This window comes from Halalkalibacter okhensis (assembly GCF_000787375.1).
Taxonomy (GTDB): Bacteria; Bacillota; Bacilli; order Bacillales; family Bacillaceae_D; genus Halalkalibacter; species Halalkalibacter okhensis.
Map to the genome: position 1 here is coordinate 95,437 of NZ_JRJU01000004.1, position 12,695 is coordinate 108,131.

Annotated in this window: 10 protein-coding genes; 2 read left to right on the plus strand and 8 right to left on the minus strand. The window is 40.9% G+C overall.

Translation table 11 applies throughout. From position 1 onward, the window contains the following. Positions 1–66: 66 nt before the first annotated feature. From LQ50_RS04795 to LQ50_RS04805, 3 genes are read right to left on the minus strand one after another with little or no spacing between them, the layout of a single operon-like run. Entirely contained in the window at positions 67–1,851 is a 1,785-nt protein-coding gene (locus tag LQ50_RS04795; RefSeq protein ID WP_034626669.1) for an acyl-CoA dehydrogenase FadE, read from the minus strand. A 21-nt stretch (positions 1,852–1,872) separates the two neighbouring features. Further along, complete coding sequence (locus LQ50_RS04800) at positions 1,873–3,054, minus strand: acetyl-CoA C-acetyltransferase (protein WP_034626671.1); 1,182 nt, start codon at positions 3,052–3,054, stop codon at positions 1,873–1,875. A 25-nt stretch (positions 3,055–3,079) separates the two neighbouring features. After that, positions 3,080–5,437: a 3-hydroxyacyl-CoA dehydrogenase/enoyl-CoA hydratase family protein gene (locus LQ50_RS04805; protein ID WP_034626673.1), complete on the minus strand. Its 2,358-nt coding sequence runs from the start codon at positions 5,435–5,437 to the stop codon at positions 3,080–3,082. A 364-nt stretch (positions 5,438–5,801) separates the two neighbouring features. Here LQ50_RS04805 and LQ50_RS04810 point away from each other — a divergent pair, with 364 nt between their 5' ends. Together LQ50_RS04810 and LQ50_RS04815 are read left to right on the plus strand one after the other, a co-directional pair. After that, positions 5,802–6,068: a hypothetical protein gene (locus LQ50_RS04810; protein WP_034626857.1), complete on the plus strand. Its 267-nt coding sequence runs from the start codon at positions 5,802–5,804 to the stop codon at positions 6,066–6,068. A gap of 61 nt (positions 6,069–6,129) precedes the next feature. Continuing rightward, a complete protein-coding gene (locus LQ50_RS04815; protein ID WP_034626675.1) occupies positions 6,130–6,459 on the plus strand; it encodes a spore coat protein in 330 nt (109 codons plus the stop codon). 39 nt (positions 6,460–6,498) lie between these two features. Here the strand turns inward: LQ50_RS04815 and LQ50_RS04820 are convergent, their stop codons facing one another. From LQ50_RS04820 to LQ50_RS24240, 5 genes are all read right to left on the minus strand, one after another. After that, positions 6,499–8,217, minus strand: coding sequence for a M56 family metallopeptidase (locus LQ50_RS04820; RefSeq protein ID WP_052144593.1), 1,719 nt, complete (start codon positions 8,215–8,217; stop codon positions 6,499–6,501). A gap of 6 nt (positions 8,218–8,223) precedes the next feature. Beyond that, positions 8,224–9,291 carry a LolA family protein gene (locus tag LQ50_RS04825; RefSeq protein WP_034626676.1) on the minus strand — a complete coding sequence of 356 codons (1,068 nt, stop codon included), beginning with the start codon at positions 9,289–9,291 and terminating at the stop codon, positions 8,224–8,226. Beyond that, complete coding sequence (locus LQ50_RS04830) at positions 9,288–10,754, minus strand: HAMP domain-containing sensor histidine kinase (RefSeq protein ID WP_034626678.1); 1,467 nt, start codon at positions 10,752–10,754, stop codon at positions 9,288–9,290. Before LQ50_RS04830 ends, LQ50_RS04825 begins: the two co-directional genes overlap by 4 nt. Then, on the minus strand, positions 10,751–11,461 hold the full coding sequence (locus LQ50_RS04835) for a response regulator transcription factor (protein WP_034626680.1): 711 nt from the start codon (positions 11,459–11,461) through the stop codon (positions 10,751–10,753). The genes LQ50_RS04830 and LQ50_RS04835 overlap by 4 nt, the downstream gene beginning before the upstream one ends. Positions 11,462–11,624: 163 nt before the next feature. Further along, entirely contained in the window at positions 11,625–12,527 is a 903-nt protein-coding gene (locus LQ50_RS24240) for a VanZ family protein (protein ID WP_052144594.1), read from the minus strand. Positions 12,528–12,695 lie beyond the last annotated feature (168 nt).

The following is a 12,695-nucleotide window of genomic DNA, read 5'->3' on the forward strand; positions in this document are numbered from 1 at the left end:
GCTCCATTTGAAAGGAGTATATTTTATTTTTTGAGAGAGATGAACCTCTCAAAAGTGATCACATCATTAAACAACATAACGTTGGTCTTCTAATACAACTCCAGCAATTTGGCGTTTTTTCGCAATCACATTGATTGGCGTGTGGCGCGTTAGCTTACGTAGAACACCAAGCATTGTGCGGAGTTTATCACCTTCTTCCATGCCTACAAGCGATTCCTTGGCATGGGCTTCAATACGATTAAAGGCTTCTTGGCAATAGACTTGTGTCATAAGAAGCTTTTGGTTTGCTTTTTCTAAACCTGATTTATTGATGGCCTTTTCAGTACGAAGGATGACCGATTCCATTGAATACACTTCACTTACGATGTCAGCGACATTCGACAGCTGCTCTTGCTCATGCTGAAGTTTTTCAGCGTATTTTTGAGCACCATTTCCAGCAACCATTAAGAAAATTTTCTTTGCCATTCCGAGCAGATATTTCTCTTGCTCAAGAGGCTCATCACCAATTTCCTGCGGCATCAGCATCATAATTTCTTCTTGGAGGGCTGTTGCCTTTTGCAATAATGGCAGCTCTCCTTTCATCGCTTTGCGCATGATTGTGCCAGGTACGAGCAGTCGATTGATTTCATTTGTTCCTTCAAAAATTCGGTTAATACGTGAGTCGCGATACATACGCTCCACTTCGTATTCAGCCATGAAACCATATCCACCGTGAATTTGTACGGCTTCATCTACAACATAATCAAGCGTTTCGGACCCAACGACCTTGTTTAAGGAACATTCGATGGCATATTCTGCAATCGCCTTTGCCACAGCGCGACCATCTTTTTGCTCTTCATCAGAGAGACCTCCAAGTCTTTCTTCAAAAAGTCCTCCCGTTCGATAGATGGAACTTTCTGCAGCATAGGTTGCAACGGCCATGTTTGCTAGTTTTTCTTGAATTAGTGTGAATTTTCCAATCGGTGTTTTAAATTGCTTTCGCTCATTCGCATATGTTGCTGCAAGCTCAAGTGCTCGCTTCGCACTACCAACACAACCCACCCCAAGCTTATAACGTCCAACGTTTAAAATATTAAATGCGATCACATGCCCTTTTCCTATTTCACCAAGAACGTTATCAACAGGGACTAGGGCATCTTCAAGAATCAATGTTCTTGTGGACGATCCTTTTATTCCCATTTTCTTTTCCTCTGGGCCCGTAGATACTCCTTCAAAATCTTTTTCTACAATAAAGGCAGTGAACTGCTCGCCATCAATTTTTGCATAAACAATGAAAACATCAGCAAATGCCGAATTGGTGATCCACTGTTTTTCTCCGTTTAACACATAATGCGTACCTGCGTCGTTCAAAACAGCTGTTGTTTTCGCTCCTAAGGCGTCTGATCCTGAGCTAGGCTCTGTTAATGCATATGCTGCAAGCTTAGCTCCTGATGCCAAATCAGGAAGATATTTTTCTTTTTGCGCATGACTTCCGAAAAACACAATTGGTAAGGAACCAATCCCGACATGCGCCCCATGACTAAGACCAAACGCACCACCACGAACAAACTTTTCAGAGATTAGAGAGGAGCTAATTTTGTCTAATCCGAGACCGCCATACTCTTCAGGGACATCTGCTCCAAGTAACCCTAACTCCCCAGCCTCTTTTAATAACCGAACCGTATGATCAAATTGGTGCTCTTCAATTTTTTCTAATACGGGTTCAACTTCATTGATAACAAACTCTTCTGTTGTCCGACCGATCATCACATGCTCATCTGTGAAATCCTCTGGTGTAAATAGCTTCTCTGCTTCAAGATCCTCTACTAAAAAACTCCCGCCTTTTACTACTTTGTCTTCTGTTTGACTCATATCCTCATCCCCCTTTTTTTATTAGCCAATCAGTTCAAATACTCCAGCAGCACCCATGCCTCCGCCAATACACATCGTGACAACACCAAACTGTTCATTGCGACGCTTCATCTCATGAATCAGCGATAAAGTCAATTTCGTCCCCGTGCAACCAAGCGGATGACCGAGGGCAATTGCCCCACCGTTGACATTCACTTTTTCAAGATCAAGGTTTAAGTGACGAATGACTTGTAAAGCCTGAGATGCAAAAGCTTCGTTTAATTCATATAAGCCAATATCAGATAATTCTAGCCCAGCTAACTGCAACGCTTTTGGGATCGCTTCAACGGGACCAATCCCCATAATCTCTGGTGCTACACCAGCTACAGCAAAGGAGCGGAACTTGACGAGTGGTTGCAACCCGTTTGCCTTTGCTTCTTCACGGTCCATCACAAGAACGGACGCTGCACCATCACTCATTTGCGACGAGTTCCCTGCTGTTACACTGCCTTTAGGGTGAAAGGCAGGCCTAAGGTTGGCTAATCCTTTTGTTGATGTATCTATCCTCACCCCTTCATCTGTCGTAAAATGCACATGTTTCTCTTGCAATTTATGATCGGCACCGACTGAACGAAGCGTAACATCGACAGGAACGATTTCATCCTTGAATTGACCTGCTTCAATGGCAGCGGCGGCTCTTTTATGACTTTCGACGGCAAAAGCATCTTGGTCCATGCGACTCACCTCAAAGCGGCTCGCAACCTCCTCTGCCGTGTAGCCCATTCCCATATAATATTCAGGCTGTTCTTCTACAAGCTTTGCGTTTGGCGCAATGACATGACCTCCCATCGGAATCATACTCATCGACTCTGCACCACCAGCAATGACAGCTTTAGAGTGTCCAAGCATAATTCGCTCCGCTCCGTATGCGATACTTTGCAGACCTGAGGAACAATAGCGATTGATCGTAATCGCTGGAACCGTGTTCGGCAATCCTGCTAATGCCACAATGTTTCGAGCCATGTTCATGCCTTGTTCTGCTTCTGGCATTGAACATCCAATGATCACGTCATCGACCAAAGATGGATCAAAATCTCCCGCACGCTTCAACGTTTCACGAACGGTGAGCGCACCTAAATCGTCTGGACGGACATTGGCTAATGTGCCTTTTTTTGCTTTTCCAACTGGTGTTCGGGCACCAGCTACAATGACTGCTTCTCTCATGCTGTAATCCCCTCCCTCTTTTCAATTAGTTACGAAGTGGTTTGCCTTTTGTGAGCATGTATTGCATCCTTTGTTGTGACTTAGGCTCAGCCACTAAGCTAAGAAATGCTTCTCGTTCTAAATCAAGCAAATATTGTTCATCAACAAGTGTTCCTTTTGCGACTCTACCACCTGCAAGCGAGAATGCTAGTTTTTCAGCAATCTTCAGATCGTGATCAGAAATCATGCCTCCATACTTCATCGTTTTGGCTCCAAGAAGCATTGTGGCATAGCCTGTTTCACCAACAACAGGAATCTTTGCTCGTTCTGGTGGACGATAGCCTTTAGCCGCTAAATGGATCACCTCATTTTTTGCACGGTCAATAAGGAGATCCCCATTGATGACAATGCCGTCTTTTAAGCCTAAGAAGCCATGATTGACTGCCTCTTGCGCCGAAGTTGATACTTTGGCCATCGCAATCGTTTCAAACGTCTTGTTTGCGACCGCTTGAAGGTCTTTTCCATCTGATTTCGCTAAGTTTCGTAGGTAGAGTTCTTTGTTTCCACCTCCACCTGGAATCAAGCCAACTCCGACTTCTACAAGACCCATATAGGTTTCAAGAGAAGCTTGAATGCTAGCAGATGGCAAGCAAATTTCTGTCCCGCCGCCTAATGTCATTCCAAAAGGAGCTGCGACAACTGGTTTTTGTGAGTAACGTATATTGGCCATCGCTTGTTGAAACCCGCGCACAACGAGGTCAATCTCAAAGAAATTATCATCTTGTGCTTCCATTAAAATCATCATCAAGTTCGCACCGACACAAAAGTTCTTCCCTTGATTGTTGATGACAAGACCTTTGTAATTTTGCTCCACTTCTTTTAATGACTTATTAATCATTTGAATAACATCCGCACCAATGGAATTATTCGGTGAGTGGAATTCAAGAAGCGCAACATCATCACCAATATCTAATAAGGAAGCTCCTGAATTTTTAAAGATCACCTTATCCGGCTTTAATGAGCGCAAGTGAACGATCTTTTCGTTTACGGGCTTGGGCTCATATCTGCCTTCATGATAAAAGGTATCCCCTTGATAAAAACCTTCTTGGCCGGATTCGAGCATTTCTTTTACCCAAGAAGGAACGGTGTCTCCCTCTGCTTCCATTCGTTCTACAGACTTCGCAACTCCTATGGCATCCCACGTCTCAAACGGACCGAGCTCCCAGCCAAATCCCCACTTCATTGCCTGGTCAAGCGCATAGATGTCATAGGCAATTTCATACGCTTTGTCAGCCGAATAAAGGAGAACTGGTTTTAACAAATTCCAAATGAGCTGTCCAGCACGGTCATTGGCATACGCAAGCACTTTTAATTTGTCTGGTAGCTTTTTCGCTTGCTTTGCTTGTTCGACAGAAGGTGCTTTTAACTTTTGACGTTCACCGTACTCAAGCGTCGCAGGATTAATTTCAAGGATTTCTTTTCCTTGTTTTAAATAAAATCCTTGGCCGCTCTTACTCCCTAGCCACCTTTTTTCGGCCATTTCTTTCATAAATGGAGGGGGATCGAATGTCGCTTTTTCGTCACCACTTGCAACGTCGTATACATTTTTTGCCACATGCAAAAATGTATCAAGTCCAACGACATCAAGTGTTCTAAAAGAAGCACTTTTCGGACGTCCTAGCAACGGACCTGTAACCGAGTCGACTTCACCGACTGAATACCCACCTTTGATCATTTCGTTGACGGTGACAAGCAGCCCATATGTGCCAATACGGTTAGCAATGAAATTAGGTGTGTCCTTACATTCAACAACCCCTTTTCCAAGCACCTCTTCAGCAAACGCTTTCATAAAAGTCGTAACATCATCCTTTGTTTTTTCTGTTGGTATGATTTCTAATAGCTTTAAGTATCTAGGTGGATTAAAAAAGTGAGTACCGAGAAAGTGCGCCTGGAAATCTTCAGATAAGCCTTCTGACATAGCTTTAATCGAGATTCCTGAAGTATTTGAGCTGACGATGGTTCCTGGCTTTCTAACCTCATCAACTTTTTTAAATAATTGTTGTTTAATGCTTAGGTTTTCAACAATGACTTCAATGATCCAGTCGACTTCCTGAAGGCGGTGTAGGTCATCCTCAAGATTTCCAGCCTCTATGTAAGAAGCTTTTTCTTTTGAAGAAAGTGGTGCCGGCTTTTGCTTGGCTAGCTTTTGAATCGCTGCTGTACTTAGACGATTGCGAACGGCTTTGTCCTCAAGCGTTAACCCCTTTGCCTCTTCTTGTGGCGTTAGGTCTGGGACGATGTCAAGTAATAACGATGGGATACCGACGTTTGCTAAATGAGCTGCGATTCCTGAGCCCATTACGCCCGAACCAATTACTGCAACTTTCCTTATTTGACGAGTCATAGTTCTCCCCCTTTTACTATCTGAATAGAATTAAAATAGATGATCGATACAACGAATGAATACTCATTCATTATTTTCGCAAAAAAATAACGACAGCTCAATGTCATTTTCTAACATTATCATACCTAAAAATTCTCCATTGTGCAATAGATAATTCAGAAAAATTTGCAAAGTGCAATATCATCTTCTTGACATCAATACTCCATAATAAGGAAACTCCTCCTACTTGTTCATCACATAATATGACGTCATTTTTTCTACACTAGTAAAGTATCCGAATGACGGATACGTTGCGATTGCAACATCCAAAGGAGGGTATATGATGGATCAAATGCAAGGAATGCAGAATCAACAGCAAACGGGAATGCAAAATCAAATGGGCGGACAACAACAAATGACGTATCAAACACCACCTCCTATTATTACAACGAAGGACCATTTATATTTAAATGATATGCTCTCTTGGAACTTACTTGCGATGAAGAAAGCTCATTTCTTTGCTGAGCAATGTCAAGACCAAGAAATTAAATCTGTTTTAGAGAAAACCGGCCAAATGCATCAGCGTCACTACCAAAAAATCCTAAGTCATTTAAAAACGCAGCAACAACAGCAATCAATACCAATGCAGTAAAGTATTCAAAGAGGCGGTCTTTCTTTTTGAATCACTTTAGATTATAGGAGGTATTTGTAGCATGAAACAACAATCGAAGAAAATTCAAAATCCAGAAATGCAAGTTCCTAAAACGCCACAGATGAATGACCGTGACTATATAAATGACATTTTATCCTGCGCCAAAAACATGACAAATAATTATAGTGTTGCATTAAATGAAATGAGCAATGACCAATTGTATCAGGACCTTTCTCAAATCTTTAATGAAACACAAAATTGTCAACGTGAACTTTACAACACAATGTTCCGCAAAGGATTTTACGGCTTAGAAGCAGAGGATCAGCAAAAAATTGATCAATCGCATCAACAGTTTTCTGGTTACAGCACACAGTTTCCTTATCAACAATAAAAGAGACACCAAAAGGTCAAAGAGACCTTTTGGTGCTTTTCACCTCCAAAAAAAGGATTCTGTTGTCCTGTCCACCAGCCATTTATGAATGAGACGCCTCCCCCATACATAAGTAGGATCACGCAAAATTTGAATTCGCCAATACGTGGGCGGATGTGGCATTAATTGAAACTCGAGAAACCGTAAGAACCAGTTGCTTCGTTCAAGAGATGATCGAGGAGATTCTTTTTTTCCTTCTACGCCTCCATATTCGATTACCTTTTTTGCCGCTTCATCTTGACGTGATGCCAATTCAGCTAAGCCCTCTGCCATTTGTGTAGGACCTCCTTCTAACATTGCTGCTCCTAAGTAATCAGCACGAAGCTCCATCCATTGTAAGTAAAACGATTGTTGAATAGGAAATAACAGCATCATCAACCAAAGCAAGAAAAAAATCGGCATCATGTTCTCTGCTATATTCGATACATATTGCTGCAATAATACAACGACCCCAATGATTAAGAGCAAATAAGGGATTTTTAACAATTGTCCGAAGAGAACATCACGCTTCTTTACATGAACAGCTTCATGAGCAAGAATCGCTTCTATGCTTTCAATAGGCAATTTCAGTGTTGCCGATGTTAACGTGACCATCGAACGACCAATATTCATTCCTGTTGCAAGTCCGTTATACTGAGTGGAATCTGTTTCATACACGTTCACATTTGGAATGCCTGCTTTTGTAAAAATACGATCCGCCACTTGCAAGACTCGCTGATCCGCAACCTCTTTTGCATCCATAGCTACTTTTAATACCCGATCTGATACATATAAATTAAAAGTCCAAAATAAAAGGCCAATGACGATCATCATCCAAACGGGAGTATTAAGAAACATGAGGACTAAAATAAGACTCGTATAAGCAGAAATCCCTTTTACTGTACAAGCAAAATACAGTTTACCAAGCAATCTTTTTAGATTGCTTTTATGATAAAAGGGCAGTACACTCACATGCTGTTCAAGCAAAGTCTCATTTGTTTCCCGTTTCGACTGAAACAGATCATACCATTTGCTTGAATCCTTTACTGTTAAATAAGAAGTCTCCCCAGGAAAACGCAAGCTCAACACATGCCGAAAACTTGTTGTAAAATCTGTGTTAGAAGAAAATAACGTGAGCAGTGGGTGTAGCTTTAATAAATCGACGGACGATTCAATGGATAGGTGCTCAATATCTGCAAGAGGATATTTTCTTGATTCGAACGGAGTAACTACATAGAGATACTCGTTCTCTTCACCATAAAAGGCCCTAACTGTAAGAAAAGAAACGATCCTCTTAATTAATTCCGGTATCATCGTAGCAAACCCAATCATGATCAGAAATTTCATGACGCTCCCTTCTTCTGGTCCGTAGAGCAAGAACATGATCGCACCTAAGAAGATAAAGCCGGTGATCAATACATCTATGATCACCCGCTTATTTTCACGATGAAGCTCGATTTCCTTCACTTGCAAGCTAAAAAGCTCATCCTTAATCTCCCTTGTTTTCTTGCGCCCATCCGTAAAGACATACATGGCAAAATAACTACTTGAAGCAATCGAAAGAGCAATGAATACATCTGGGAAAGAATAGTGGTGAAATGTCCAACCAACCACAGTAGACGCAAACAAGATCTCTCCGACCATTCCACTCCTTTTATGAATGAAGGTGATACATATTCCAAGTACACTTATTAAAATTCCTATACTAAGGAAGGTCACCATTTCCAAAACACTTAACATCGTACGTTACTCCTCTGAGCTTAACGTCATTTGATTTGCCGCCTCTAATGCCTTTTCAAATGAAACGTCCGGATTTTCAATGATGATGGAATAGCGTAAGCCATCTTCATCCCACATAATTGAGCGAATTTCCTCCATATATTCAATGGCATGACCACGTACGGATTCCTCACCACTGTTTCCTAATGACATCCCCGGTCCTTCTGGTGTAGGGAATACTGAAAGAAGAAAAGCAGGATCGTCATCAATCGAATAATAAATCGTTACTTCATTTCGATTAACCTCGCCTCCAAAAGAATACACTTCAATCTCGCGTATTGACACATTTTCTTGATCAACAACATAAAATGGCGTTTCAAGTGCCTCCTCCGCTTCAGCTATCGTCCCTTGTTGTGCCTGGTTGCCTCCCTCTAACGGTTGGATGGTAACAGAGTCAGGAAGATCAAGTGTAAACGTGTCTACAGGAAACGTTGGTGAAAAGTCAATATATTCGTATTGCATCTCCGAACGTGTTTCTCCACTAATCGTCTTAGATTTGATGACAAACCACGTCTTTTGATCAACCCAAAGCTCCATATCTCCAATAATCGAGCTGGGAGCGTTCGCCTTTAGGAGAAGGTGGTACGTATCAAATCCTAGTACTTCTTCCTCCCCTTTTATTTCAAAACTGTGCGTGTCCTTCATGTTCTCAATCATAGCTGTTACTTGTTCTTTTTGAGTAAAAGAAGTTGGCAAATCCAGTCCTGCTACGTCGATACTATGAGCCGTATCACTTCCTTGCTCATAGATTACCATCGTCTCTCCATCATTAACCGCCATCGATTGTTGATTGGTGATCGCATCACTTGTTATTATTTTCCTTTGCCCTTCACTGCTTACGTATTCTTCAAATGTCACTTGTTCCGTCAATTCATCATCAATGTATAACAACATTTCTCCTTCACTATACACTGAACCAATGTCTTTGTTTGAGGCCAATACATTCGATATGATTTCATCACTTGATGCTGTCACTTGTCCTGAACACCCCGTTCCTATTAGTAGTAACATGAGATAACCGATTAATCGTTTCATATTCCATTCCTTTCTGGAAGCCAACAAGCTATTAATGTGCCTTTGCCTTCTTCTGACCACATCGATATTTTTCCGTTGTGCTGCTCCATGACCATTTTTGTGATACTTAACCCTAACCCAGAACTGCCACCCTGCCCTCTCGCTTCTTCTCCTTGTACGAATGGGTGAAAGATTCGCTCAAGCTGAGCATGAGGAATGGCTTTTCCTTCATTTTGAACGAGGATCACCGTCCCTTTGCTTCGCCAGCGATGGAGCTCATCGATGAAAGCAGGAAAAAGCCAAGTAGGCAGATTGGCATCACTTGAAAAAGCACCTAACCAAATACTTTTGCCCACATCTGTATGTCGAATGCCATTCGCCATTACATTATCGACAACTCGAATCATTTGCTTTGCATTGACATGTAGATTTCCATCTACGTTTTGTTCAACTTTGAGAGTCACTCCTTGTTGCGTTGCAGGCTCCTCATAACCTGATAACAGCATCTCAAAAAACTCATCTCCATCCACTTCTACAAGCTCTATGATCATCTGAGATGATTGCAACTCATTGTAAATAACCAATTCATCAAGCATTTGTTTCATAAAACGAAGCTTGTTAAATAGGATCGCTTTGTATTCCTCTTCTTCTTTCTTAGTCAACGTCTTGTTCATCAACAATGCCTCAGAATACGCCTGAACAACCGTCAGTGGCGTTTTCACATCATGTGATACCGAAGCAACGATAAAATCCTTCTCACGATGTTGCTTTTCTACTTCTTCTTTGGCCGCTTCTATTTGCTTTCGCATCTTCTCGAAATGATTCATCAATTCACCAATTTCATCCCTCCCACTCCACTCTGGATCTTCCATTCGCTCTCCGTTAGCAAAAGCCGTCATTCTTGTATGAAGCTTGGATAAAGGGCGATTCAACTTGCGATTTAACAAAATAAGTACAACAAGATACGTGAGAACAAATATGGCACTAAATGTTCCGAAAACAATAAGCGAACGGTCATGAACGCCTGAAATCCACTCTTCCCTGCCTTTCACGATTTCATAGATTCCAACCAATTGTCCGTTGGCAAAAACGGGTCGTTTCAACGAATACGTACGGTGATTCTTTTTTATTTCGTTTAAATCGCGATAAATATAATCCAATTGTTCTGTAACCAATTGCGGTGAAGAGGAATCCTCAGGCGATGAAAAGAGTCGAACACCATCATGCCTAAACAACGTAATCCGTAACGAATCAGAAGTTAGCTCCTTAATAGGATCATAGTTTTTTTGGTTTTGTATGTCGTAAAGGGAACCATCTTGGAGGACTTCTTCCAAATCTGAAAATGTATTTGATACATCGACATACTCCCGGATATCCTGCTTCTGATCAAAATTGCTGATGCTCGTATAAATAAAGTAGAGGGCGATGATAGGGATGGACATAACAATAAAATAACTAACCATTAACCAATGTTTTATTTTCATAAAACAACCTCACCAATAAAGCGATAGCCTACACCCCAAATCGTTTGAATAAACTTGGATGCTCGGGTTTGGTCTTGCAATTTCGTTCGTAATCCTTTGACATGAACAGTCACCGTGTTGTTGCCATCTATATCATCTAGCTGCCATATATGTTCATATAATTCTGCCTTTGTAAAGGTAACGTACGGATTCTTTGCAAACAACAGCAATAGATCCAATTCTTTTGACGTCAACAAAAGTGGCTCACCATGTAAATAAGCAACTTTTTTTTCAAAATCAATCGACAACCCCTGCTCATAAGTGGTTCTAGCCGTTGATCCATCTTCCTGTAAGTAACGTCTATATCTTCGTAAGTGCGAGCGAATGCGTGCGGTGAGTTCGACTAAGCTAAATGGCTTTGTCAAATAATCATCAGCCCCTAGATTTAAACCACGTATCTTGCTTTCATCTTCTTGCCGTGCACTAATAATAAACATTGGTACATTGCTTTCAAGACGAATTTTCTCACATAGGCTAAAGCCATCCATCTCAGGCAACATTAAATCAACTAACACCAGACTATAGTCGCCTTGCTTGAAATCCTCCCATCCTTCCTTGCCCGTTGAAGCCCATGTCACAAAAAAACCTTCTTTCCGTAAGTGATCGACAAGAATTCGGGCAATTTCTTTTTCATCTTCAACTAACAAAATGTTTTCTATCATCTTCATCTAGCTCCCTCTTTCATACTTTTATTATAATGGAAATAAATGAGTAATTTGGGAAGTTTATAAATACTTAAGAATTTAGAGAAATTGTTTTATTAAGGGCACTTATTAAGGAAGTTAGGTAAAAGTATTATAAAAAACGCATGACAACATTTTGCCATACGTTTTACCCTTTTAATTTTCTCCGTTCCATTCTCGTTGTAGCTTCCATTGGTCCTTTAGCTATTGTTTTCTTTTTATATCGAGAAATGGCGATGTACAGTAGTAGAGCTAGTGTTACCCCTGTGAATCCACCAGAAAAATCTAAAATAACATCCTGAACTAATGGTGTTCGATTCGGAGTGAATGCTTGATGTATTTCATCTGAAATGGCATATAATAAGACAAACAGAAGCGAACCAAAATAGCTCCAGCTCCTTTTACAGCCGCTCACCCATAATGCACGATATGTCAAAAAACCTAAAATAAAGAAGAAACCAAAATGAGCCCCTTTTCGAATTAAGAATTCAATAAAGCTTTCCAAACCTAATCGTTCCACACTGATTTCATTTCCTGCATAGGAAAAGCGAATTCCTTCTAATAAGCTTTGCGCTCTACCATTTGTGAGCTGATTTTTAATTACAATTAAAAGCTCTTCAATTCGAAAGGCAAACAAGATTCCGAGGATCGCTAACACACCACTGACGGCAATGAGAATCGCCACAAACCCTAGTGCTTTCCCGACTCGTTTTATTCCACTTTTGCGAATGGCTTTCACAATATAGGTGACAATCGCAGCAAACAAGAGCAAAGTCAATGCGCCAATGATAAATACAAACGCCTTCCACCTATCCACAATCACCTGTAGGGTACGCATAAACCCATTTTCTTCAATATAGAGCTGGTGCTCGACATGTTCCATTTTTATTTGCTGATACATTTCTTTTATTTTGTCTAGATCAGTTGCAACAGAAATATATGGTCTTATATCCTGCTGTTCATAGGGCTGGGATGACGCTGTAAATATCATCGCCGCCACAAACAAAACAGGCAACCAATACAAAACGGCAACTTTCAACAACTTTTTCATAATGAACTCCTATTTCTCTATTCCAGTCTTTCATAGTATTATAGCATAAGTTCGTTTTAGGGCTTAGCTGTGACTTTTATGTAACAGTAGTGACCGACAGATATGATGTAGTCTGTTTGCCATATCTTTTTTATTTTAAGTGCTAGCGAACCATATATAGATATTATC

Coding starts and splice junctions, on each gene's coding strand:
- LQ50_RS04800 (WP_034626671.1), bottom strand. CDS start 3,054: ATGAGAGAAGCAGTCATTGTAGCTGGTGCCCGAACACCAGTTGGAAAA.
- LQ50_RS04805 (WP_034626673.1), bottom strand. CDS start 5,437: ATGACTCGTCAAATAAGGAAAGTTGCAGTAATTGGTTCGGGCGTAATG.
- LQ50_RS04815 (WP_034626675.1), top strand. CDS start 6,130: ATGAAACAACAATCGAAGAAAATTCAAAATCCAGAAATGCAAGTTCCT.
- LQ50_RS04795 (WP_034626669.1), bottom strand. CDS start 1,851: ATGAGTCAAACAGAAGACAAAGTAGTAAAAGGCGGGAGTTTTTTAGTA.
- LQ50_RS04820 (WP_052144593.1), bottom strand. CDS start 8,217: ATGTTAAGTGTTTTGGAAATGGTGACCTTCCTTAGTATAGGAATTTTA.
- LQ50_RS04810 (WP_034626857.1), top strand. CDS start 5,802: ATGCAAAATCAAATGGGCGGACAACAACAAATGACGTATCAAACACCA.
- LQ50_RS04835 (WP_034626680.1), bottom strand. CDS start 11,461: ATGAAGATGATAGAAAACATTTTGTTAGTTGAAGATGAAAAAGAAATT.
- LQ50_RS04825 (WP_034626676.1), bottom strand. CDS start 9,291: ATGAAACGATTAATCGGTTATCTCATGTTACTACTAATAGGAACGGGG.
- LQ50_RS24240 (WP_052144594.1), bottom strand. CDS start 12,527: ATGAAAAAGTTGTTGAAAGTTGCCGTTTTGTATTGGTTGCCTGTTTTG.
- LQ50_RS04830 (WP_034626678.1), bottom strand. CDS start 10,754: ATGAAAATAAAACATTGGTTAATGGTTAGTTATTTTATTGTTATGTCC.